Annotated in this window: 22 protein-coding genes; 13 read left to right on the top strand and 9 right to left on the bottom strand. The window is 71.1% G+C overall.

The genetic code is table 11. From position 1 onward, the window contains the following. The first annotated feature begins 72 nt into the window (after positions 1-72). The 5 genes from NAMU_RS23580 (at position 73) to NAMU_RS23560 (ending at position 6,574) form a co-directional block, all read left to right on the top strand. Complete coding sequence (locus NAMU_RS23580) at positions 73-2,019, top strand: ABC transporter ATP-binding protein (RefSeq protein ID WP_174299013.1); 1,947 nt, start codon at positions 73-75, stop codon at positions 2,017-2,019. 170 nt (positions 2,020-2,189) lie between these two features. Then, positions 2,190-4,475 carry a glycoside hydrolase family 31 protein gene (locus NAMU_RS23575; protein ID WP_015749847.1) on the top strand — a complete coding sequence of 762 codons (2,286 nt, stop codon included), beginning with the start codon at positions 2,190-2,192 and terminating at the stop codon, positions 4,473-4,475. Between the two features lie 82 nt (positions 4,476-4,557). Further along, positions 4,558-4,983: a GntR family transcriptional regulator gene (locus NAMU_RS23570; protein WP_015749846.1), complete on the top strand. Its 426-nt coding sequence runs from the start codon at positions 4,558-4,560 to the stop codon at positions 4,981-4,983. Then, positions 4,980-5,879 carry an ABC transporter ATP-binding protein gene (locus tag NAMU_RS23565; protein ID WP_015749845.1) on the top strand — a complete coding sequence of 300 codons (900 nt, stop codon included), beginning with the start codon at positions 4,980-4,982 and terminating at the stop codon, positions 5,877-5,879. The genes NAMU_RS23570 and NAMU_RS23565 overlap by 4 nt, the downstream gene beginning before the upstream one ends. Next, a complete protein-coding gene (locus NAMU_RS23560; protein ID WP_015749844.1) occupies positions 5,876-6,574 on the top strand; it encodes a hypothetical protein in 699 nt (232 codons plus the stop codon). The genes NAMU_RS23565 and NAMU_RS23560 overlap by 4 nt, the downstream gene beginning before the upstream one ends. A gap of 106 nt (positions 6,575-6,680) precedes the next feature. Here the strand turns inward: NAMU_RS23560 and NAMU_RS30690 are convergent, their stop codons facing one another. The 4 genes from NAMU_RS30690 to moaA form a co-directional block, all read right to left on the bottom strand. After that, a complete protein-coding gene (locus tag NAMU_RS30690; RefSeq protein WP_015749843.1) occupies positions 6,681-7,628 on the bottom strand; it encodes a hypothetical protein in 948 nt (315 codons plus the stop codon). Positions 7,629-7,892: 264 nt separating this feature from the next. Continuing rightward, complete coding sequence (locus NAMU_RS23550) at positions 7,893-8,621, bottom strand: hypothetical protein (protein ID WP_015749842.1); 729 nt, start codon at positions 8,619-8,621, stop codon at positions 7,893-7,895. A 38-nt stretch (positions 8,622-8,659) separates the two neighbouring features. Then, positions 8,660-8,962, bottom strand: coding sequence for a MoaD/ThiS family protein (locus NAMU_RS23545; protein ID WP_015749841.1), 303 nt, complete (start codon positions 8,960-8,962; stop codon positions 8,660-8,662). Then, positions 8,955-10,025 carry a GTP 3',8-cyclase MoaA gene (gene moaA, locus NAMU_RS23540; protein ID WP_015749840.1) on the bottom strand — a complete coding sequence of 357 codons (1,071 nt, stop codon included), beginning with the start codon at positions 10,023-10,025 and terminating at the stop codon, positions 8,955-8,957. Before moaA ends, NAMU_RS23545 begins: the two co-directional genes overlap by 8 nt. A gap of 91 nt (positions 10,026-10,116) precedes the next feature. Between moaA and NAMU_RS23535 the strand changes: the two genes are divergently transcribed. Further along, positions 10,117-11,274, top strand: coding sequence for an XdhC family protein (locus NAMU_RS23535; RefSeq protein WP_015749839.1), 1,158 nt, complete (start codon positions 10,117-10,119; stop codon positions 11,272-11,274). On the opposite strand, the gene NAMU_RS23530 is transcribed toward NAMU_RS23535, so the two are convergent. Next, entirely contained in the window at positions 11,246-11,995 is a 750-nt protein-coding gene (locus NAMU_RS23530; protein ID WP_041371449.1) for an IclR family transcriptional regulator, read from the bottom strand. The two genes, NAMU_RS23535 and NAMU_RS23530, sit on opposite strands and share 29 nt — an antisense overlap. 148 nt (positions 11,996-12,143) lie before the next feature. On the opposite strand from NAMU_RS23530, the gene NAMU_RS23525 reads away from it, so the two are divergent. Then, a complete protein-coding gene (locus NAMU_RS23525) occupies positions 12,144-13,697 on the top strand; it encodes an IS1182-like element ISNml3 family transposase (protein ID WP_012814020.1) in 1,554 nt (517 codons plus the stop codon). Positions 13,698-13,878: 181 nt separating this feature from the next. Here NAMU_RS23525 and NAMU_RS23520 read toward each other — a convergent pair whose 3' ends face one another. After that, positions 13,879-15,342 (bottom strand): DUF2252 domain-containing protein, encoded by a 1,464-nt coding sequence (locus NAMU_RS23520; RefSeq protein WP_015749837.1) that lies wholly within the window; start codon positions 15,340-15,342, stop codon positions 13,879-13,881. A gap of 156 nt (positions 15,343-15,498) precedes the next feature. Then, positions 15,499-16,005 carry a DUF1269 domain-containing protein gene (locus NAMU_RS23515; RefSeq protein WP_015749836.1) on the bottom strand — a complete coding sequence of 169 codons (507 nt, stop codon included), beginning with the start codon at positions 16,003-16,005 and terminating at the stop codon, positions 15,499-15,501. A 301-nt stretch (positions 16,006-16,306) separates the two neighbouring features. On the opposite strand from NAMU_RS23515, the gene NAMU_RS31620 reads away from it, so the two are divergent. From NAMU_RS31620 to NAMU_RS23495, 4 genes are all read left to right on the top strand, one after another. Continuing rightward, a complete protein-coding gene (locus NAMU_RS31620) occupies positions 16,307-16,936 on the top strand; it encodes a helix-turn-helix transcriptional regulator (protein ID WP_015749835.1) in 630 nt (209 codons plus the stop codon). 130 nt (positions 16,937-17,066) lie between these two features. Then, entirely contained in the window at positions 17,067-17,492 is a 426-nt protein-coding gene (locus NAMU_RS23505) for a DUF6325 family protein (protein WP_015749834.1), read from the top strand. A gap of 10 nt (positions 17,493-17,502) precedes the next feature. Continuing rightward, entirely contained in the window at positions 17,503-17,874 is a 372-nt protein-coding gene (locus NAMU_RS23500; RefSeq protein ID WP_015749833.1) for an SHOCT domain-containing protein, read from the top strand. Positions 17,875-17,890: 16 nt separating this feature from the next. After that, a complete protein-coding gene (locus tag NAMU_RS23495) occupies positions 17,891-18,325 on the top strand; it encodes a hypothetical protein (protein WP_015749832.1) in 435 nt (144 codons plus the stop codon). A gap of 19 nt (positions 18,326-18,344) precedes the next feature. On the opposite strand, the gene NAMU_RS23490 is transcribed toward NAMU_RS23495, so the two are convergent. Both NAMU_RS23490 and NAMU_RS23485 read right to left on the bottom strand, forming a co-directional pair. After that, positions 18,345-18,893 carry a hypothetical protein gene (locus tag NAMU_RS23490; protein WP_015749831.1) on the bottom strand — a complete coding sequence of 183 codons (549 nt, stop codon included), beginning with the start codon at positions 18,891-18,893 and terminating at the stop codon, positions 18,345-18,347. A gap of 7 nt (positions 18,894-18,900) precedes the next feature. After that, a complete protein-coding gene (locus NAMU_RS23485; protein ID WP_041371445.1) occupies positions 18,901-19,887 on the bottom strand; it encodes an LLM class F420-dependent oxidoreductase in 987 nt (328 codons plus the stop codon). A 193-nt stretch (positions 19,888-20,080) separates the two neighbouring features. Here NAMU_RS23485 and NAMU_RS23480 point away from each other — a divergent pair, with 193 nt between their 5' ends. Both NAMU_RS23480 and NAMU_RS23475 read left to right on the top strand, forming a co-directional pair. Then, positions 20,081-20,656 (top strand): DoxX family membrane protein, encoded by a 576-nt coding sequence (locus tag NAMU_RS23480; RefSeq protein ID WP_015749829.1) that lies wholly within the window; start codon positions 20,081-20,083, stop codon positions 20,654-20,656. A 111-nt stretch (positions 20,657-20,767) separates the two neighbouring features. Continuing rightward, the gene (locus NAMU_RS23475) at positions 20,768-21,469 is read left to right on the top strand and encodes a response regulator (protein ID WP_015749828.1); all 702 of its coding nucleotides are present in this window, start codon (positions 20,768-20,770) and stop codon (positions 21,467-21,469) included. The last annotated feature ends 16 nt before the right edge of the window (positions 21,470-21,485 follow it).

Here is a 21,485-nt window from a genome sequence, read left to right as displayed (position 1 = left end):
GACGGTACCGCGGCGGGGTTGTATCGGTTTGAAGCGTGATGTGTTGATGCCCGATCTGTCGATGACCGTGCGATGCCCAGGAGTGTGCCCATGACCAGACCCGGCGGCCGGATGGGCGGCGCCAGTGCCTGGCGCACCATGCACCAGGACAGTTCGGTGGTGCAGCACAAGCTGGCCAAGGGCACGTTGCGCCGCGTGGTCTCCTTCGCTCGGCCGTTCCGCCGCGAGCTGGTGGTCTTCCTGCTGCTGACCGTCGTCTCCTCGGTCATCGGGGTGGTCACCCCGCTGCTGGCCGGTGACGTGGTCAACCAGATCAGCGGCAACGGCACGGTGCGCGCGGTGGTCATGATCGCGCTGACCATCGGCGCCCTGGCCGTGGTCGACGCCCTGCTCTCGCTGGGTACCCGCTGGTACTCCGCGCGGATCGGCGAGGGCCTGATCTTCAACATGCGCACCCAGGTGTTCGAGCACGTCCAGCAGATGTCGTTGGCCTTCTTCACCCGTACCCAGACCGGCGCCCTGGTCAGCCGGCTCAACAACGACGTCATCGGCGCCCAGCAGGCGTTCACCTCGACCCTGTCCGGGGTGGTCGCCAACGTGATCGGGCTGATCCTGACCGCGGCCGTGATGTTCACCCTGTCCTGGCAGGTCACCCTGCTCTCGTTGATCCTGCTGCCGGTGTTCGTGCTGCCGGCCCGCCGGTTCGGCCGCAAGCTGCAGCAGCTGACCCGGGAGGGCTACAACCTCAACGCCTCCATGAACACGACCACCACCGAACGGTTCAACGTCTCCGGTGCCCTGCTGGTCGCGCTGTTCGGGCGGCCCGAGGTCGAGGCCGAGTCGTTCCGGGAGCGCTCCGGCCGGGTCCGCGACATCGGCATCACCACCGCGATGTACGGGCGGGTGTTCATCGTCGCGCTCACCCTGGTCGCCGCCCTGGCCCAGGCTCTGACCTACGGGCTGGGCGGCACCCTGGCCCTGAACGGGGCGATGGAGCCGGGCGCGGTGGTCTCGCTGGCCCTGCTGCTGAGCCGGCTCTACGGGCCGTTGATGGCGCTGTCCAACGTGCGGGTCGACGTGATGAGCGCGCTGGTGTCCTTCGAGCGGGTCTTCGAGGTGCTCGACCTCAAGCCGCTGATCACGCAGAAGCCGGACGCGGTCGAGCTGCCGGCGGGCGACCAGTCGATCGAGTTCCGGGACGTGCACTTCGCCTACCCGGGCGCCGACGAGGTCTCGCTGGCCTCGCTGGAGGACGTGGCCGTCAACGACCACAGCCCGCGGCACCCCGTGCTGCACGGGGTCAGCTTCACCGCCCGGGCCGGGGAACTGGTCGCCCTGGTCGGCCCGTCGGGCGCGGGCAAGACCACCATCTCGCAGCTGGTGCCGCGGATCTACGACGTGGACACCGGCGCGGTGCTGGTCGGCGGCCTCGACGTGCGCGAGGTGACCCTGCCGTCGTTGCGCGGCGCGATCGGCGTCGTCGCCCAGGACGCCCACCTGTTCCACGACACGATCCGGGCCAACCTGCTCTACGCGCGACCGGAGGCGACCGACGACGAACTGGTCGCGGCCCTGCAGGCGGCGCAGATCTGGGACCTGGTCGAGCGGCTGCCTGAGGGGCTTGGCACCGTGGTCGGTGACCGTGGGCACCGGCTCTCCGGCGGGGAGAAGCAACGGCTGGCGATCGCCCGGGTGCTGCTCAAGGCGCCGGCGATCGTGATCCTGGACGAGGCGACCGCGCATCTGGACTCCGAGTCCGAGGTGGCGGTGCAGCGGGCGTTGGCCGCCGCCCTGCGCGGGCGCACGTCGCTGGTCATCGCGCACCGGCTGTCCACCATCCGCAGCGCCGACCGGATCGTCGTCGTCGACGCCGGCCGGGTGGTGCAGACCGGCACGCACGACGAGCTCGTCGCCCAGGGCGGCCTGTACGCCGAGCTGTACCGGACCCAGTTCCAGCACCAGGTGGGCGAGGTCGTCGACGCCGCCGAGGCCATGCAGGACGCCGCCGCGCCCGCCTGACCCCCCGCGCCCCGCCCCACCCCGCGCCGACTTGCCTCAAACGCACCGCTGCGCCGGTGCCAGCGGTGCGTCTGAGGCAAGTCGGCGCAGGGTCGGCGGCAGGTGGGGGTCGGGTGGGGGTGCGCGCCGGGGGCCAGCCGCGGGCGGGCAGGGCAGGGCAGGATGAACCGATGCCCGGCCACCGCCTGCCCGATCCGCTGCCCGTCTCCCCGCTGGCCGACCCGCGCGCGGTCGTCGCCGGATCGCGGTACCGGATCACTGTTCTCACCGACGGTTTGCTGCGCCTGGAGTACGCCGAGGATGGGGTGTTCGAGGACCGGGCGTCGGCGTTCGCGCTGCACCGGGACCTGCCGGTGCCGGCGTTCACCGTTCGCGAGACCGACGCCGCGCTGGAGATCGTGACCGAGCGGCTGCACCTGGTCTACGACCGTGGCCCGTTCACCACCAGCGGCCTGTCCGTGCAGGTGCGGGGCAACATCAGCACCTACCACTCGGTCTGGCGGTACGGCGAGCCGGCCGCCGACCTGGGGGGCACCGCCCGGACGCTGGACAACGCCGACGGACGGGTCCCGCTCGAACCCGGGGTGGCCTCGCGGTTCGGGTTCGCCCTGCTGGACGACTCGACCAGCCTGCTGCTGGAACCGGACGGCTGGGTCGCGCCCCGACCGCCGGGCCGCACCGACCTGTACCTGTTCGCCTACGGGCACGATTACGCCGCCGCGGTCCGGGCGCTGTATGCGGTCAGCGGGGCTCCGCCGGTGCTGCCGCGGTGGGCGCTGGGCAACTGGTGGAGCCGCTATCACCGGTACACCGCGCAGGCTTACTCCGAGCTGATCGAGCGGTTCCGCGCGCAGGGCCTGCCGTTCTCGGTCGCCGTCATCGACATGGATTGGCATCTGGTCGATGTCGATGCGGCACACGGCTCCGGCTGGACCGGGTACACCTGGAACCGGGAGCTCATCCCCGAGCCCGAACAGCTGCTGGAATGGTTGCACGCCAACGGGTTGCGTATCACGTTGAACGTGCACCCGGCCGACGGGGTCCGCGCCTTCGAGGATGCCTACCCGGCGATGGCCACGGCGCTGGGTCGCGACGCGCAGGCGGGGGAGCCGATCGCCTTCGACGTCACCGACCGCGAGTTCCTGGCCGCCTATCTCGAGGTGCTGCACCGCGATCTGGAGCGGCAGGGCGTCGACTTCTGGTGGCTGGACTGGCAGTCCGGGCCGCACTCGCGCGTCATCGGTATCGACCCGCTCTGGATGCTCAACCACTTCCACTTCCTGGACAGCGTCCGGGCCGGGCCCGGGTTGACCTTCTCCCGGTACGCCGGACCCGGCAGCCACCGGTATCCGGTCGGCTTCTCCGGGGACACGGTGATCAGCTGGGCATCGTTGAACTTCCAGCCCGAGTTCACCGCCACCGCGGCCAACATCGGCTACGGCTGGTGGAGTCACGACATCGGCGGCCACATGTTTGGCGCCAAGGACGACGAGCTGACCGCCAGATGGGTGCAGTACGGCGTCTTCTCGCCGATCCTGCGGTTGCATTCGGGAGCGAACCCGTTCATCCACAAGGAACCGTGGACGCTCGAACCGGACGCCGCGGCGGTGATGACGCAGTCCTTGCGGCTGCGGCACCGGCTGGTCCCGTACCTGCACACGATGAATCACCTGGCCGCGCAGGGCACCCCGCTGGTCCGGCCGATGTACTGGGAGCAGCCGGACCGCGCGCCCGCCTACCGGGTATCCCATCAGTTCCGGTTCGGCACCGAGTTGATCGTCGCGCCGATCACTACCCCGGCCGATCCGATCAGCCGGCTGGGGGCGGTCCGCGTGTGGCTGCCACCGGGGGAATGGGTCGACATCGCCTGCGGGCGGCGCTATTCGGGCGACCGGGAGCTGGTCGTGCACCGGGCCCTGGCCGACATCCCGGTGTTCGCCGCGCCCGGCGCCATCGTGCCGCTGGACGCCGCGGCGGTGCCGGACAACGACCCGGTCAACCCGACCGAGCTGGAGCTGCTGGTGGTCCCCGGGGCGGACGGGCGGTACGAGCTGATCGAGGACGACGGTGCCGGCCGGGTGGCCCGCACGCCGATCCGCTACGACGCCGCCACCGGGCGGGTGACGATCGGCCCGGCCCAGGGGCAACTGGACGGGCTGCCGGCGAGCCGGACCTGGACCGTCCGCTCGCCGGGCGGGGACGGCTCGGACCCGGTGACCGCGGCGCCGGGCGAGGCGGTGGTGCTGGACCTGGGCGCGGCCCCGGTCACCGATCCGGGCCGGGAATTGTTCGACCGGCTCGATCGGGCCCGGCTCGACCACGAACTCAAGGTGCAGGCGCTGGCGGCGGTCACCGCGGATCGACCGGCTGGGGCGCGAATCGGTCACCTGCATGCCCTGGCCCTGCCGCGGGCCGTCGAATCGGCCGTGGTCGAGATCCTGAGCGCGCTCGACTGATCCCGGGGTCCGGACAACGGGTTGTGCGAAGCCATGTCCATGGGTACATTAGTGGAGTAACTAACCACTGAGGTGGTCAACCATGGAGCCTTCGGAGGTGCTCGTGCTGGACGAGGGAACGCCACTGTTCCTGCAGATCGCCCAGCGGCTGGCGGCGGACATCGTCGAAGGCTCGCTGGTCGAGGGCGCGCGCGTGCCCTCGACCAACGAGTTCGCCGCCTTCTACCGGATCAACCCGGCCACCGCGGCCAAGGGCATCAACGTCCTGGTCGACGACGGCGTGCTGGAAAAACGCCGCGGCATCGGGATGTTCGTCGTTTCCGGGGCCCGGGAGCGGCTGATCCAGCTGCGCCGCAAGGAATTCGCCGAGCAGTACATCGAGCCGCTGGTCACCGAGGCCCGCCGGCTCGGCATCACCGCCGAGGAGCTGGTGGACCTGATCCGCCAGACGCCCGGCCCCCCGGACCTCTCACCGCTTCCGACCACCCCCGAAGGGCAGGCATCATGACCGCCGCTGTTGTCCTCAATCACGTCTCCCGCCGCTATCGCGGCGTCAACGCCCTGGACGATGTCTCGGTGAGCTTCGCCGACGGCAGCATCACCGGGCTGCTGGGCCGCAACGGGGCCGGCAAGTCCACCCTCATGCGCATCATCACCGGCCAGGAGTTCGCCTCCACCGGCACCGTCCGCGTGCACGGCCGCAACCCCGTCGAGCACGACGATGTGCTGCGCACGATGTCGTTCGTCAAGGAGAGCCAGGTCTACCCCGACATCAAGGTCAAGCGGGTGATCGAAGCCGCCTCCTGGTTCTACCCGAACTGGGACCACGAGCTGGCCGACCAGCTCATCGCGGACTTCGATGTACCCATGGCGCGCCGGATCAAGAAGGTCTCCCGCGGCCAGCACTCGGCCGTCGGCATCGTCATCGGGCTGGCCTCGCGTGCCGAGGTCACCCTGTTCGACGAGCCGTACCTGGGCCTGGACGCGGTGGCCCGGCAGATCTTCTACGACCGCCTGCTGGCCGACTATGCCGAACACCCGCGCACCATCCTGCTGTCCACCCACCTCATCGACGAGGTCGCCAACCTGCTCGAACACGTCGTGGTGATCAAGGCGGGTCGCATCGTGGTCGACGCGCCTAGCGAGGAGCTGCGCGGCCGCGCGATGACCGTCAGCGGATCGGCACGCGCGGTCGAGGAGTTCACCCGCCACCGCGAGGTGTTCACCCGGCAGGGCATCGGCTCACTGGCCTCGGCCACCGTGGGTGGCCCGATCGACGACCTGGCCCAGGCCCGGGCCCGGGAGATGAACCTGCAGATCGAGCCCGTCTCGCTGCAGGAGTTCGTGGTCCGCACGGCCGGCGGCCCGGCCGGCGCCGACCTCACCGAAAGGATCAGCGCATGACCACGTCCGCCATCGCCCGGGTCGCCCGGCTGCACCTGGTCGACCGGTACTCCTACACCTGGCTGGTCTGGGGTGTCCTGGCCCTGACCTTCGCCCTGAACATGGCGATCTGGGCGGTCATCCCGGATCCGCCCGAGGAGGGCTTCTACACCGGGGCCCTGCTGACCATCTACGTGTTCATGGCCGTGATCGGCGTCCAGGCGGCGACCAAGTTCCTGCCGTTCGCGCTGACCCTGGGGGTCAGCCGGCGGACCTACTACCTGGGCACCGTCGCGCTGGTCGTCGGGCTGTGTGCGCTGTACGCCGGCGCGCTGACCGTGTTCTGGTGGCTCGAGGGCCTCACCGATGGCTGGTGGATGAACGGGCACTTCTTCCGGGTGCCCTGGATTCTGAACGGCCCCTGGTACCAGGTACTGCTGACCAACTTCGCCCTGCTGACCGCGGTGTTCCTGTTCGGCCTGTGGTCCGGGTTGATCTACCGCCGGTTCGGTCTGATCGGCACGGTGGCCTTCTTCGCCGGCCTGACCGTGGCCGGGGTGGTCGCCGCGATCCTGGTCACCTGGCGCCAGGCCTGGTCACGGGTGGGGCAGCTGCTGGCCGACCTGAACATCGTGGGGGCCAGCCTGCTGCTGGTGCTGCTGGCCGTGGGCATCTCGCTCGGCGGGTACCTGACGATCCGGCGGATCACCGTCTGAGTCACGACCCGCCCGCCCTCCGGACGACGAAAGCCGCGACCCCGGGTGGGGTCGCGGCTTTCGTGTGTGCCGGCGATCTGTGTGCCGGCGATCTGGGCTCAGGTGATCAGGCGGGGCCGGGCACCTTGAACGGGAGCTTGGCCCCGGCGGACTGCGCGACCAGCGCCATGAAGTAGGTCAGCGCGGCCGTGGTGACCACCGCGATGAACACCCCGAAGCTCGGGCCGTGCGAGTACCCGGTGTAGCCGAGTGCGGAGCCGCCGTACAGGAACGTCTGCACCAGCACGATCAGCATCAGCACGAACGACGCGGCCGCGCCGTAGACCAGCCAGTCGCCCTTGACCTGGTTCGGCTTGAGCACACCGAACAGCTGCAGGGCGTAGACGACGCCCACGGCCGTGGCCAGCAGCACCGGCAGCCACCACCACAGGGACCAGCCGTTCAACGAGACGGTGAACTCGATGATGGTGCCGGTTCCGGTGACCGACCAGAACGGGAAGAAGCTGGCGATCAGGGTCAACAGCGCCGACCCCAGCACGCCCCAGCCGGCGATGGTCAGCTTGGAGACGTCGAAGGACGGCTTCGGGCCCCCCGCGGGCGGGTAGGCGCCGGCGTAGCCGGGCTGGCCCCCCTGCGGTCCGTAGGTGCCCGGCGGCGGGTATCCCGGCTGCTGCTGCCCGTAGGCGGGCTGCTGCTGGTAGCCCGGGGGCGGTCCCGGTTGGTAGCCGGGGGGCGGTCCCTGCTGGTACCCCGGCGGGGGTCCCTGCTGGTAACCCGGGGGCGGTCCCTGCTGGTAATCGGGCTGGCCCGGCGGCATGCCCGGCGGCGGTCCCTGCTGGTAGCCGGGCGGGGGTCCCTGCTGGTAACCCGGGGGCGGTCCCTGCTGGTACCCGGGGGGCGGTCCCGGCTGGTAGCCCGGCGGGGGCCCCTGCTGGTAGCCGGGCGGCGGTCCCTGCTGGTACCCGGGCGGCACCTGCTGGTAGCTGGTCGGGGGCGGCGTTGAGCCGGCCGGCGGCCCGTACGGATCGGCCCCGGACGGCGGGTTCTTGGCCATCGACGGTGGGGCGGTGGGGATCGGGCCGGTCGAGCCGTGCCCGGTGGCGTCGCTGCCAGGTCCGGACGAGCCGGACGGAGCCCCTGCGTCTGGCGGGTCACCCGAAGGCTGCGAGCCTCCGGGAGGTGGTTGGGACACGGTCGGACCTCCTGGTCGGTGATGAATCGGCCGGGCACGAATTGCGCGCACAGCCCACTGACGACGGTAGCCCCGGGTGCCGGGCATCGGTAGCGGACACGCGCGACGGAGCGTCACGCACGGTGCTCAGACCAGCAGTTTCGCCAGTCGTCGCTTGCTTGCGTTGGTCCGGACGATCCAGGCCACGTCGGGGTCGTCGGTCGACTGGGCGAGCCGCGCGAAGGCCGGCCGCCCGGCCGCCGGATCGGCGGCGACGGCCACGCTCCAGCAGTAACCCAGGGCCTGACGCAGGGTGCGCCAGTCCGGGTGCCGGCGGGTGGCCGGGTCCTGCCGGACCAGGAGGTCGGTGGCCCGCCGGCACAGCTCGATCGCGCGCGCGGCCTCGGCCGGTGCCCGCAGCAGGCGCGGCTCGCAGAGACCGGCCACCACGGCCCGCTGGACCAGCGGATCCGGCTCGGCCGACCACGCGTCGGTCAGCTCGGCCAGCCGGCGTCCGCCATCGGCCCGGTCGGCATCACCGAGCCGCTGCAGGGCCATTGCCACGCCTTCGCGGACCCGCCACCGCTCGTCCCGGGCCAGCTGGTGCAACCGGGCGGGCCATTGCGGGTCGGCGCCCCCCGCGGCGGCCAGCGTGCCCAGCCCGGCGGCGCCGCAGCTGGTCAGGTACTCGTCGTCGGCAGCCAGCAGGGCGGCGACGAAGGCCGGATCGGCCAGGTCGGCGGCGGCGTCCAGCAGGGTGAGGTTGGCCCGTGGCCCGGGCAAGCCGGAATGGGCGCGCAGCAACTGCAGCCGCTGCGGCACCGGCAGCTCGGCGAGCTGGTCCCGCCAGTCCCGGCGGGTGGGCGGGCCCGTCATCGCCCGATCAGTGCCCCATCGGCCCGGTCATGGCCCGGTCAGCCCCCGGCGAACGGCGGCAGTACGTCCAGCACCTGACCGTCGCGCACCGGCGTCGCCGGCCCGTGCACGGCGACCTCGTCGAGCAGGTAGGAGCATCGGGGCAGCACCCGGGTCAGCGCGGACCCGTGCCGTTCGGCGATCAGGGCGACCACCGCACCGACCGAGGTCAGGTGGCCGGCCGGATCGTCCGGTTCGGACGCGGCGACCGGCAGGGTCTCCTCGGTCAGCCCGGCCGCGGCCCGGGCGGCCGCGAAGTAGCGGATGGTGACCTGCAGGCGGCGGGTGTCGGAGTCAGCCACCGATCGCACTCATCGGCCGGTCGGGCTGCAGGAACGACGGATCGTCGATGCCGTGGCCGGGCAGCTTGCCCCAGGTGGTGGCCCGCCACAGCTCGGCGATCTGCTCGTCGGTCCCGCCGCCGCGCAGCAGGCCCCGCAGGTCGGTCTCGCCCCGGGAGAACAGGCAGGTGCGGATCTGGCCGTCCGCGGTGAGCCGGGTCCGGTCGCAGTCGCCGCAGAACGGCCGGGTCACCGAGGCGATGATGCCGACGGTGGCCGGGCCCCCGTCGACCTGGAACAGTTCGGCCGGGGCGCCCTCGCGGGCACCGGCGTCCGGGGTCAGCGTGAACCGGGCCGACAGCCGGTCCAGGATCTCGTCGGCGGTCACCATCCGCTCCCGGGACCAGATGTGGCCGGCGTCCAGCGGCATTTGCTCGATGAACCGCAAGTGATAGCCGTGGTCGAGGCTGAACTGCAGCAGGTCCGGCGCCTCGTGCTCGTTGACCCCGCGCAGCAGCACGGAATTGATCTTGACCGGCTGCAGGCCGGCGGCGGCCGCGGCGGACAGCGCGGCCAGCACGTCGTCCAGCCGGCGCCGCCGGGTGAGCCGCTCGAAGGTGTCCGCGTCCAGGGAGTCGAGGGAGATGTTGATCCGGTCCAGGCCGGCCGAGACGAACTCCTGTGCGCGGCGGTGCAGGCCGATGCCGTTGGTGGTCAACGAGATCTCCGGGCGTGGCCGCAGGTCGGCCACCCGGGCGATCAGCTGGGGCAGGCCCCGGCGCAGCAGCGGTTCGCCGCCGGTGAACCGGATCTCCTCGATGCCCAGATGTTCCACCGCCAGGGCGATTACCCGGACCAGTTCGTCGTCGGAGAGCAACTCGTCGGCCGGCTGCCAGTTCAGGCCCTCGGCCGGCATGCAGTAGGTGCAGCGCAGGTTGCACCGGTCGGTCAACGAGACGCGCAGGTCCCGGGCCCGCCGGCCGTGCCGGTCGATCAGCAGGGGGGACTGGCCGCGGCGACTGGTGTCGGGGACGGCCGGGATGGCACCCCCGATACGGGGCAGGCCCAGGGCGATCGCGGTCACCTGGCCAATGTAGCCGCGGCGGGTCGGCGCAGGCCAATGAGGAAGTCGGCCGGATCAGTCATAGTGGAGAGGGGGTGCAAGGAGGAACGCCATGCGTGAGGTGTTGGCCGATCTGCTGCGCTGGTGGTCCGCGGGTGAAACCGTCGGAATGGCCACCGTCACCGGCACCTTCCGCTCCGCCCCCCGCCCACCGGGCGCGGCCATGCTCGTCGGCCCGGACGGGACCGCGGTCGGCTCGGTCTCCGGTGGCTGCGTCGAGGGCGCCGTCTACGAGTTGGCCCAGTCGGTGGTCGCCTCCGGCGTCCCGGTGCCGCAGCGGTACGGGGTCTCCGACGACGACGCCTTCTCGGTCGGCCTGACCTGCGGCGGGATCATCGACGTGTTCGTCGAGCCGGTGTCGCGGACCGGCTTCCCGGACTTCGGTCCGCTGGCCGCCTCGATCCAGTCGGGCGAGCCGGTGGCCCTGGCCACGGTGACGGCCGGCCGGCCGGACCAGGTGGGGCGCCATCTGGTGGTCTGGACCACCGATGTGGCCGGCAGCCTGGGCAGTGCCCGCCTGGACGACGCGGTCGGCGACGACGCCCGGGGCCTGCTGGCCAGCGGCCGGACGGCCACCCTGACCTACGGGCCGGACGGCGAGCGGCGGGGCGAGGGACTGTCGGTCTTCGTCGCCTCCTTCGCGCCGGCGCCGCGGATGCTGGTCTTCGGGGCCATCGACTTCGCCGCCGCCGTCGCCCGGATCGGCTCGTTCCTGGGCTACCGGGTGACCGTCTGCGACGCCCGGCCGGTGTTCGCCACCGCCCGCCGGTTCCCGGACGCCGACGAGGTGATCGTGGACTGGCCGCACCGGTACCTGCGGGCCCAGGTCGAGGCCGGGGCGCTGGACGGGCGGACGGTGATCTGCGTGCTCACCCATGACCCGAAGTTCGACGTGCCGGTGCTGGTCGACGCGCTGCGGCTGCCGGTCGCCTACGTGGGGGCGATGGGGTCGCGGGCCACCCATGACGACCGGCTGGCCCGGCTGCGCGAGGCCGGTCTGACCGGCGCCGAGCTGGACCGGCTGGCCTCGCCGATCGGGCTGGATCTGGGCGCGCGGACCCCGGAGGAGACGGCCGTCTCGATCGCCGCCGAGATCGTCGCCCGGCGCTGGGACGGCGCCGGGCGCCCGCTGTCGCACACCGACGGGGCCATCCACCACACCCATCCGGTCGCCGACCGGGTCAGCGCGTCGAACCCAGCATCCGGCTGACGCCCCGCCCGGCCAGTTGCACCGCCGGCACCAGCCGGATCAACTCCCGCCGGGTGCTGGCGGTGACCAGGCCCAGGGCCGCCACCACCCGCCCGTCCCGGTCGAACACCGGCACGGCCAGCGAGCTGGAGCCCGCCGTCATCTCCTCGTGGGTGGTGGCGTACCCGCGTTCGCGGATCTGCTGGAGCTGGCGCTGCAGCCGCCCGGGCTCGACGACGGTCAACGGGGTCAGCCGCGGCAGGCTGCGCAGGGTGCGCTCGCGCAGCCCGTCGTCGCCGTGGGCCAGCAGCACCTTGCCCACGCCGGTGGCGTGCAGGGGCAGCCGGGCGCCCGGCCGGCTGACCACCGGCACCGCCCGCCGGCCGGAGATGCGGTCGATGTACAGGGCCCGGTCGCCGTCCAGCACGGCGATGTGCACGTTCTCCCCGGTGGTCGCCGACAGGTCCTGCATGAACGGCAGGGCGATCGCTCGCAGCTCCCGGGACAGGGCGCTCAGCGATCCCAGAAGCCAGATCCGGCGCCCGATCTCGTACCGGCCGTCGGCGCCGCGGGTCAGCCCCTCCCAGGCCACCAGCTCGGCCACCAGGCGGTGCGTGGTGGACGGCGGCAGCTCGGCGGCGGTGGCGATCTCGGACAGCGTCCGCCGGGTGTGGCCGGGGTCGAAGGTGCCCAGAACGGCCAGCGCCTTCGCGGTCACGCTGCGCGAGACGGTCCCGTTCATGACCGCCAGCATGGCGTCCCGCCCGTCCGGCCGTCCGGCCCTTCCGGTCCGTGGAAGTGCCGGCCCCGGCGCCGGCCGGATCTAGGACGCTCCTGAATTATCCGTATGTCGGCCCCTGTTGATCTTGTGGGTTCGGGATGATCTTGGTGTGCAGGGTCGGTCGCGGGATCAGCGTGAGTTGTTGGATGCCGAGTCGGTAGTCGGTGGGCTGCTCAAGCCGGGCAGCGTGTTCGCGTTTCTGGCCGCGCACCGTCGGGAGGTGTTCCCGGACGGCATGTTCGCGGATCTGTTTCCGTCGGGTCGGGGCCGCCCGTCAGTGCCGGCCGACGTGATGGCGTCGGTGATTGTGCTGCAGGCTCTGCACGGCCTGTCCGACGCGGACACGGTGGACTCGGTGACGTTCGATCTGCGGTGGAAGGCAGCGTGCGGGTTACCGGTGACCGCTGCGGCGTTCCATGCCACGACATTGACGTACTGGCGGCGTCGGCTGGCCGCTTCGCAGTCGCCGAACCGGATCTTCGACGCGGTCCGCCAGGTCGTGGACCAGACCGGGGTGCTGGCTGGAAAGAGCAGGCGAGCGTTGGATTCCACGATCCTGGACGACGCGGTCGCCACCCAGGACACGGTCACCCAGTTGATCGCGGCGATCCGCCGGGTCCGCCGCGAGGTACCCGGCGCCGCCGAGGTCGTCGGCGAGCACTGCTCGGCTCACGACTATGACGACCCGGGCAAACCGGCGATCGCCTGGAACGATCAGCAGGCCCGCGAGGCCCTTGTCGATGCGCTGGTCACCGACGCGCATCGGGTGCTGGGACACCTGCCCGACCAGGAGCTCGGACCGAAGGCGGCGGACGCGGTCGCCCTCTTGGCGTTGGTCGCCGGGCAGGACGTGGAACCGGTCGAGGGCTCGGACGGCACCGACGGACGGTGGCGGATCGCGCAGCGGGTCGCCCCGGACCGGGTGATCTCCACCGTGGACCCGGAGGCGCGGCACGCCCACAAGACCGTCCACCGGCGGCAGGACGGGTTCAAGGCACACATCGCGGTCGAACCCGACACCGGTCTGGTCACCGCCTGCGCGGTGACCATGGCCAGCGGACGCGGCAACAGCGACGCCGAGGTTGGACCCACCTTGCTGGCACAGGAGACCGAAAAGCTGCACGTGCTGGCCGATTCGGCGTACGGATCGGGATCCGCGCGGGCCGAACTGGACCATGCCGGGCACATCGCGTTGATCAAGCCGTTCCCGCTGCGGTCGGCCGTGCCGGGCGGGTTCACCCTGGACGACTTCACCGTCGACCCCGAGGCCAGGACGGCCACCTGCCCGAACGGGGTGACCCGGTCGATCACCGCGCAATGGTCCGTCACCTTCGGAGCGGCTTGCCGCGGCTGCCCGCTCCGGGCCCAATGCACGACCAGCGACGCCGGTCGATCGCTGAAGCTGACCGAGTACGAAAGCCTGCTCAGGGCGGCCCGTCGACAAGCGGAAACCGAGGACTTCCAACAGGTCTACCGACGGCACCGGCCGATGGTCGAACGATCGATCTCCTGGCTGGTCCGCGGCAACCGCAAAGTCCGCTACCGCGGCGTCGCCAAGAACGACCACTGGTGGCACCACCGCGCCGCTGCGATCAACCTCAGGCGAATGCTCACCCTCGGGCTGACGCGGGTGAGCGGGACGTGGACCATTGCACCGGCCTGACCGGCCGGCACGAGACCTCACCGGGCCGTGAGCAACGGCCCGTCCCTCCGATCAGTCAGGAGAATCATCCAGGGCCGGGCGACGACTCAGGACCACGCCTGACAGCCCGATCACGCGCGAACGCTCCCACTGTCCCAAAGCGAACTCCCGAACCCACAAGTGACCGTTATTCAGGAGCGTCCTAGACGCCCTCGCGCACCGCGATTCGCCCGTCGGCCGCCGCCTGCCGCAGCGCGGCGTGATCGACCACGCTGCGATCGGCGTAGGCCAGCGCGAAGTCGGCGATCGCCTCGTCGAACGTCGCCGCGGAGCCGAGGTAGCCGGCGATGGCCACCCGGTCCCCGGACCGCGCGTGCGCCCGGGCCAGCGTCTGCCCGCAGACCCGGGCGTAGAACGCCATCGCCCGGGGCCGCAGCCGGTCGACGTCCACCGATCCCTTGCCGTCGCGCAGCTGACGGACGTAGTAGTCGCGGCGGGCGCCGTCGATCCCGGTCGCCCGGACCGCGCCGAGGAAGATGTCGCTGGTCATCTGCAGCAGCCGCTGACCGTGCACCACCCGATTGCCCTCGTCGGCCGGCCGCGGGGTCGGGGCGGGCCGCTGGTCGGCCAGCACCGAGGGCTGGGCCTCCTTGGCCTGCAGGATCAGCGGGTCCTGCGCGTCGCTGCCGTCCAACAGCACCACGTAGGCGCGGGTCCCGACGCTGCCCACGCCGACCAGCTTGAAGCCCAGCTGCACCACGGTGAACTGATCGAACAGGTACCGGCGGTCGCTTTGCAGCCCGCGTCGGTAGGCGCGCACCAGCCGGCCGACCAGGTCGTAGGCGTCGTCGACGTTCTGACCCCAGGCCGGCAGCAGCTCCTCGGCGGGCACGATCAGCGGGGGATCGTTGCGGAACTGGACCTGCCCTTCCACCGTCGTGCACAGCTTGCGCAGGGCGTGATTGCTGTCGTGGAAGCGTGCTCTGGCCACGTCCGAACCCAGCTGCTCGGCGGCGACATCACCGGCCTCGGAACGGATGTCGGTGAGCATGCCGTCGACGTCCTGGTGCGCGTACCAGACCGCCAGGGTGCCCAACCCGGCCAGCCGATTCATCTCGGTGCGGTAGCCGGCCGCCGCGGCGAGCGCCGCGGTGCGGGCCTTCTTCGGGGCGAAGCCGTTGACCAGGGTGGCGATCGCGACACTGGCCGCGAGCCGTTTGACGTCCCATTCGAACGGTCCCGGATGGGTCTCGTCGAAATCGTTGATGTCGAAGGCCTGCTGGCGTTCCGGAGTGGCGTAGAAGCCGAAATTGCTCAGGTGGGCATCGCCGCACAGCTGCACTCGCAGCCCCGAGTCGGGACCGGCGCCCAGGTCGACGGCCATCAGCCGGGCCGCGCCGCGCAGGAAGGTCAGCGGGCTGGCCAGCATGCGCCCGTACCGGATGGGGATCAGCCGCTGAACCCGGGTGGCCGCCTGCTCCTCCAGCAGCGCGACCGGGTCCCGGTCACCGGGACCCAGGTCGGCGTGGTCGGCCAACGGCATGATCGTCCGGGCGGCCCGGCCGGCGGCCTGCCGCTGCTCGGTGGTCGATCGCTGCGACCGGGCGCCGCGGGCGAACTCGGCCGGCCGGGGCGCGGCGGGGACGACCCGGCCCGGCAGCGACATCGGTGGCACCCGGCCAGTGTGCCGCTGGTTCGCGGTACTAGCCAGGGCCCGACCGGGGCGGGGAACCAACGACCGGCCGGGAAACGACGATGGACCGGCCGACCGGGCGCGGGCCACGGTCGCCGGTCCATCGGCGAAACGGTCGATCGGGTCGGTTCAGGCGGTGGTGCTGGGCACCCCGGCCTCGCCCAGTTCGTGGGCGAGTTCCTTCTCGTCCTCCTCGGACAGCGAGGTCTTGAGCAGCTTGCCGCCGTACTTGCTCATCCGGTCGGCGAACTTGTCGTCGGTGATCTTCGAGGCCATGATCACCACCGCCGCGTTGCCCGGCTCGAGCAACGAGTTGACCTGCGAGCGGAACTCGTCGTTGATGCCGGACTTGCCGAGCTTGCCGAACAGGGCGCCCATCAGGCCGCCGAGGGCGAGGCCGAAGAACGGGACGAAGAACAGCAGGCCGATCAGCATGCCCCACAGCGCGCCGGAGGCGGCGCTCATGCCGACGATCTTCTGCGGGGTCTCGACGTGGCTCTTGCCTTCGGCGTCCACGTTGACGATGGCGAGTCCCTGCAGTTCGACGACGAAGTCGCCCTGCATCGACAGGACCTCGTTGTAGGCCTCGGTGGCCTGGTCGTGGTTGTCGTAACCGATGACGATCAGCTCGGACATGGTCTCCTCCTGGAGCGGTCGACAAACAGGGACCGGTGCCGAGGAACGACCGTGCATCGAGCGAGTGACGGGCGAGCACGACCCGACCTCGGCGTCGGGAGCGGACGGAGCCGAAATCCGGCTCACGCGGCCGTTCGATCTAAGCACAGCCCGCTCGGGGGCTCCTCATGCCAGCAGGGTGACATCACCGTCCGCGTCGAGTTGATTGCAGAACGTAAGAGTGGTCTACTCTCTGTAGTCACGGCGTTCACGTGAACAGTCGGGCTGTTCGGGTGCCGTTCGGTGGTGCTGAGGGGGCCAAATGAGCAATGTTGCAACGGTCGGACCGCGCTGGCGGCCGGTCGACCGGGCTCTGCTCTGGGACGAGTCGGGGCTGGCCAAATCGATCGCCCAGATTGTCGCCAAGTCGGTCCCCGGGGCCTGCCTCGACCTGGCCGAGGACGCCGATGACCTGCTGGAACTGTTCGTCGCCCGGGCGCCGGACATCGTTTTCGTGGCCGTGCGCAACCCGGCCGGTCCGGCGATCGCGGTCATCGAACGGCTGCACCGCGTCTGCCCGTCCGCCCGGGTCGTGGCCGTCGGAACGCGGATGGATCCGGCCGCGTTGAGCGCCGCGATCGCCGCGGGGGCCCGTGGTTTCGTCATCCTCGAGCAGAACGGCGACACCGCGCTCAACGGCTCGTCCCGCAGCCGGCGCACCGGGTGGGACGGGCGCCCGATCGAGCATCGACCGTCCCTGGCGGTGACCGACCGTGAATTGCAGATCCTGCGTGGAATGACCGACGGGTTCTCCAATCTCGAGATCGCCAAGCAGCTGTTCGTCTCCGAGGACACGGTCAAGACGCATGCTCGCCGGCTGTTCCGCAAGCTCGGGGCCAACGACCGCGCGCACGCGGTGGCCCTGGGGATGCGGTTCGAACTCGTCGCCTGACCGGCCGGTGCCCGCCGCGGGGACCGGCGGCTCATCCTGATCGGACGATGCCCGGACCGGTCACCTTCGGTGAGATCTGGGGACCCACCGGTGTCCGCCGGTGCGTGGGTGATCAACGAAGGAGCAGGGAATGGATATCGGACCGGTCGACGTGCTGGAAGTCGCCTTCCCCGGGAACGAGTTCAACGGCGCGATCCTGCCGGCCCTGGAGCAGCTCATCTCCTCCGGCACCATTCGGGTGCTGGACCTGCTGTTCGCCTACCGCACCGCCGACGGTGAGGTCGGGTCGCTGGAGCTGGCCGGGATCACCGAGAAGTACGGCCCCCTGTTCACCAGCATCGACGGCGACGTGCCCGGCGGCCTGCTGGACGCCGAGGACGTCGCCGAGCTCACCGACGTGCTCGAGCCGAATTCCTCCATCGCCGTGATCTGCTGGGAGAACACCTGGGCGGCGCCGTTTGTCAGTGCCCTCGAGGGTTCCGGTGCGGTCGTGCTGGACCAGGCGCGGGTGCCCCGCGAGGCCGTGCTGGCCGCGCTGTCCGGCGCCGAGAGCTGAGGGCCCGGCCATGGGATTGCTCGGGATGATGGCCCGGACCGCGGTGGTGGCCGGGACGGCGACCGCGGTGTCCAACCGGGTGTCGCGCCGCCAGGTGAACCGCTGGAACCAGAAGGCGGAGGCGCAGGAGTACGAGCAGCAGCAGCAGAGCGCGCCGGAGCAGCAGCCCCAGTACCAGGACCCGCAGTACCAGCAGCCGCCCCAGTACCAGCAGCCCCAATACCAGCAACCCCAGTACCAGCAGCCGGCTCCGCCGGCCGCGGCCCCGGCCGGCGGGTCGAACATCGCCGACGAGATCCAGCGGCTGGCCAGCCTCAAGGAGCAGGGCATCCTGTCCGACGACGAATTTGCCGCGGCCAAGGCGAAGTTGCTGGGCATCTGAATGACACGATGAGGGCATGCCCGCACGCGAGGACGTCACCCTGGTCGCGCGGGCGGCGATGGGGGCCACCTACTGCGTGTGGTCGGCCCACCATGCCTCCACCCTCGGGTTGCTCAGGCAGGTGGTGGCCATGCGGGGCGGGGCGGCCCCGGTCACGGCCGGGCCGGCCACCGAGCTGCTGGCCGCCACCCGACGCAAGCTGATCGCCGGCCGATCGGGCGTGCCCAGCGTGGGCGCCGACGAGGCCGACCGGCTCCGGTCGGTCGGTGAGGAGCAGTTGCGCGGCGTGCTGCCCCTGCTCGACCGGTTGCCCGCGGACCAGGCCGAGCAGGTTCGGGCCTGGCTGGTCGACGTGGCCATCGGCGTGGCCAAGCGGCCCCGGACCGGGATACGGACGAGGTCATCACCCTGGCCGAGGCGGCGGCGATCGAGCAGGTGGCCCAGATCCTGACCGGGCGCGCCGGCTGAGATCACCCACCGCCCCGCACCAGCAGGTACGAGACCACCAGCAGCGCGACCAGCGACACCCAGAACTGGATCGTCAGGATCGTGCCCACCCAGGGCAGCACGTACCCGGTGCGGCCGAGCCGCACGATGGCCTGGGTGCGCACCGGCGAGGTCCAGCGCATCGACCGGTAGGCACGGACCAGGTGCAGCCGGTCCTGCCAGACCCGCAGCGGCCGTTTGACGATGTCCGGGCCGATGACCGATCCGGTGACCTGCCGGCTCAGCGGGTAGGCCAACGCCAAGGCCAGCAGGCCGCCACCGAACCGCAGCAGCACCGCGACGGCGGCCGGCGCGAACGGCGAAAGCAGCGCGCGAAAAGCCTGCATCGGCGTGGCGATCGCGGGCAACGACTCGAGGTGGTTGCCGACCGTGAGCAGCCCGTTCATCACGCCGAGCACGAACAGGACCGGGGCCGCTCCCCGCACCAGCCCGACCACGATCAGCGCGGCCGGGTCGAAACGACCCGGCCGCAGCGCGCTGTCGGGCGTGAACGACCCCCAGGGCGCCGTCATCAGGCGGTCAGACCAGCGCCGGGACGACCTCGGACTCGAACAGCTCCAGACTCGAGGTGTCGTCGGCCAGCTCGGGGAAATAGGTGATGGCGTAGGTCATGCCGGCCTTGTTCAGGGCCGAGAGGTTGGCCACGATCTGTTCCGGCGTGCCCACCCCGGGCATGCCGCGGAACGCACCGAGTTGCGCGGCCGCCTTCTGCTCGCCCATCAGCGCGGTATAGCGCTCCTGCAACCGATCGAGCTTGTCGGCCACCTCACGCTCGTCGCGGCCGATGATCACGTTGTAGTTGGCCGAGCGGGTGATCTCGTCGTAGTCGCGGCCCAGCCGGCGGCAGTGCTCGGCCAGGACCTGCGACTTGTGCGCGAAGCCCTCGGGGGTGCCGTCGAAATTGGTGTACTGCGCGTACTGGGCCGCGATCCGTAGGGTCACCTGCTCGCCGCCGCCGGCGATCCACAGCGGGATCCCGCCCTCCTGCAGGGGAAGGGGCCGCACGATGGCCCCGTCCACCTGGTAGATCCGGCCGTCGAGCGTGGCCACCCCGTCCCGCCAGGCCTGCCGCATGATCTGCACGCCCTCGTCCAGGGCCCGCAGCCGCTCCCGGGCCGGCGGGAAGCCGTAGCCGTAGGCCCGCCATTCGTGCTCGTACCAGCCGCCGCCGATGCCCATCTCGACCCGGCCACCGGAGACAATGTCCACCGTGGCCGCCACCTTGGCCAGGTACGCCGGGTTCCGGTACGACATGCAGGTGCACATCTGACCCAGCCGGATCCGCGATGTGCTGGCCGCGAACGCCGCCATCAGCGTCCACGCCTCGTGCGTGGGCTCCTGCGACGGGATGGGCGTGGTGTGGAAGTGGTCGTAGACCCAGAGCGACTCCCAGGGACCGGCTTCGGCCCGTTGGGCCAGGCGGGACATGACCGCCCACTGCTCGGCCGGCTCGATGCCGACCAGATCGAAACGCCAGCCCTGGGGGATGAAGACTCCGAACCGCATCGTCATGCGGTCAAGGTACGGCGTCGGCTCCGCGGGGGCAGTTCGAGGCCCGTCGGGACCGGTCGAGATCAAGGATGACGCCAACGTCCCGTCAGATCAGGACCTTCGGCCCGGGTGCTGTGCCCGACCGATGACGACCATTGGAGATGTCCGAGACCGCGTCGGGATCGGCAGTCACAAGGAGATGACCATCATGGCCGCTGGCACCACTGGCCACGCCCCGGTCCTGGGAACCGAGGCCACGCCCGTCACCATCACCTCAGGCGGCGCCATCGCGATCGCGCTGCTGCGTCTGTCCATCGGGTTCGTGTTCCTGTGGGCTTTCCTGGACAAGCTCTTCGGGTTGGGCTACGCCACCCCGGGTGCTCGGGCCTGGATCAACGGTGGCTCTCCGACCAAGGGCTTCCTGTCCAATGTCGACATCGGTCCGTTCCAGTCCGCGTACAACTCGATCGCGGGCACCTGGTGGGCGGACACGCTGTTCATGCTGGGACTGCTGGGTGTCGGCCTGGCCGTCATGTTGGGCGTGTTCATGAACATCTCGGCGGTCGCCGGGTCCCTGATGATGCTCCTGATGTGGGCGGCCGAATGGCCGTTCGCTCAGTTCACCTCGTCGGGTGAGGCCAGCGGTTCGACGAACCCGTTCATGGACTATCACTTGATCTACGCGCTGGTGCTGATCGTGCTGGCAGTCATCGGAGCCGGACGCTACTTCGGGATCGCGCCGTGGTGGGCACGCGTGACCGGTGGCCAGGCTTGGCTGCGCTGAGCACTTGATCGCGGACAAACCCGCGTAGATCAACCGGACTCCCGCCGCCCCTCCTCGTGGGGGCGGCGGGAGTCCGTCATGTCCGTACGGTAGGACGGGACGAGCGAGACGATGACAGGGGACAACGTGACAGGGGACTACGCCGTGGGCACGCCCGCACCCGCGCCCAGCGGGGGGAAGATCACCGTCTACCTGCTCGACGACCACGAGATCGTCCGGCTGGGTCTGAAGGACCTGCTGGAAAGCGACGGCGACATCGAGGTCATCGGCGAATCGGGCTCGGTCTCCCACGCGTTGGCGCAGATCCCGGCGCTGCGGCCGCAGGTCGCCGTGCTGGACGGCCGGCTGCCCGACGGGTCCGGGATCGACGTGTGCCGGGAAGTGCGCTCGCGCAACCCCGAGATCCGCGCCCTGATCCTGACCTCCTTCGACGACGACGAGGCCCTGTTCGCCGCCATCATGGCCGGCGCCGCCGGCTACGTGCTCAAACAGATCCGCGGCAGCGACCTGGTGGACTCGGTGCGCCGGGTCGCCGCCGGGCAGTCCCTGCTCGACCCGGCGGTCACCGCTCGGGTGCTGGAGCGGGTGCGCAAGGGTCCGGAGCTGGACCCGGCCCTGGCTCCGCTGACCGAGCAGGAACGACGGGTGCTGGCCCTGATCGGCGAGGGGATGACCAACCGGCAGATCGCCGAGGCCATGTTCCTGGCCGAGAAGACGGTCAAGAACTACGTCTCCAGCCTGCTGGCCAAGCTCGGTCTGCAGCGGCGCACCCAGGCCGCGCTGTTCGCGGCCAAGCACCACCTGCCCGACTAGGCCCATCTGATCAGGA

The organism is Nakamurella multipartita DSM 44233 (assembly GCF_000024365.1).
Taxonomy (GTDB): domain Bacteria; phylum Actinomycetota; class Actinomycetes; order Mycobacteriales; family Nakamurellaceae; genus Nakamurella; species Nakamurella multipartita.
Note: the sequence above shows the minus strand (reverse complement) of the source record. Positions and strands in the feature narration are given on the sequence as shown.

Bases quoted from the DNA above. Each gene is read 5' to 3' on its own strand.
- NAMU_RS30690 (WP_015749843.1), bottom strand. From the start codon at position 7,628: ATGGCCAAGAACCCGCCGTCCGGGGCCGATCCGTACGGGCCGCCGGCC.
- NAMU_RS23505 (WP_015749834.1), top strand. From the start codon at position 17,067: ATGGATATCGGACCGGTCGACGTGCTGGAAGTCGCCTTCCCCGGGAAC.
- NAMU_RS23500 (WP_015749833.1), top strand. From the start codon at position 17,503: ATGGGATTGCTCGGGATGATGGCCCGGACCGCGGTGGTGGCCGGGACG.
- NAMU_RS23565 (WP_015749845.1), top strand. From the start codon at position 4,980: ATGACCGCCGCTGTTGTCCTCAATCACGTCTCCCGCCGCTATCGCGGC.
- NAMU_RS23485 (WP_041371445.1), bottom strand. From the start codon at position 19,887: ATGCGGTTCGGAGTCTTCATCCCCCAGGGCTGGCGTTTCGATCTGGTC.
- NAMU_RS23535 (WP_015749839.1), top strand. From the start codon at position 10,117: ATGCGTGAGGTGTTGGCCGATCTGCTGCGCTGGTGGTCCGCGGGTGAA.
- NAMU_RS23490 (WP_015749831.1), bottom strand. From the start codon at position 18,893: ATGACGGCGCCCTGGGGGTCGTTCACGCCCGACAGCGCGCTGCGGCCG.
- NAMU_RS23475 (WP_015749828.1), top strand. From the start codon at position 20,768: ATGACAGGGGACAACGTGACAGGGGACTACGCCGTGGGCACGCCCGCA.
- NAMU_RS23580 (WP_174299013.1), top strand. From the start codon at position 73: ATGCCCAGGAGTGTGCCCATGACCAGACCCGGCGGCCGGATGGGCGGC.
- NAMU_RS23480 (WP_015749829.1), top strand. From the start codon at position 20,081: ATGGCCGCTGGCACCACTGGCCACGCCCCGGTCCTGGGAACCGAGGCC.
- NAMU_RS23495 (WP_015749832.1), top strand. From the start codon at position 17,891: ATGCCCGCACGCGAGGACGTCACCCTGGTCGCGCGGGCGGCGATGGGG.
- NAMU_RS23530 (WP_041371449.1), bottom strand. From the start codon at position 11,995: ATGAACGGGACCGTCTCGCGCAGCGTGACCGCGAAGGCGCTGGCCGTT.
- NAMU_RS23520 (WP_015749837.1), bottom strand. From the start codon at position 15,342: ATGTCGCTGCCGGGCCGGGTCGTCCCCGCCGCGCCCCGGCCGGCCGAG.
- NAMU_RS23550 (WP_015749842.1), bottom strand. From the start codon at position 8,621: ATGACGGGCCCGCCCACCCGCCGGGACTGGCGGGACCAGCTCGCCGAG.
- NAMU_RS23570 (WP_015749846.1), top strand. From the start codon at position 4,558: ATGGAGCCTTCGGAGGTGCTCGTGCTGGACGAGGGAACGCCACTGTTC.
- NAMU_RS31620 (WP_015749835.1), top strand. From the start codon at position 16,307: ATGAGCAATGTTGCAACGGTCGGACCGCGCTGGCGGCCGGTCGACCGG.
- NAMU_RS23515 (WP_015749836.1), bottom strand. From the start codon at position 16,005: ATGTCCGAGCTGATCGTCATCGGTTACGACAACCACGACCAGGCCACC.
- NAMU_RS23575 (WP_015749847.1), top strand. From the start codon at position 2,190: ATGCCCGGCCACCGCCTGCCCGATCCGCTGCCCGTCTCCCCGCTGGCC.
- NAMU_RS23560 (WP_015749844.1), top strand. From the start codon at position 5,876: ATGACCACGTCCGCCATCGCCCGGGTCGCCCGGCTGCACCTGGTCGAC.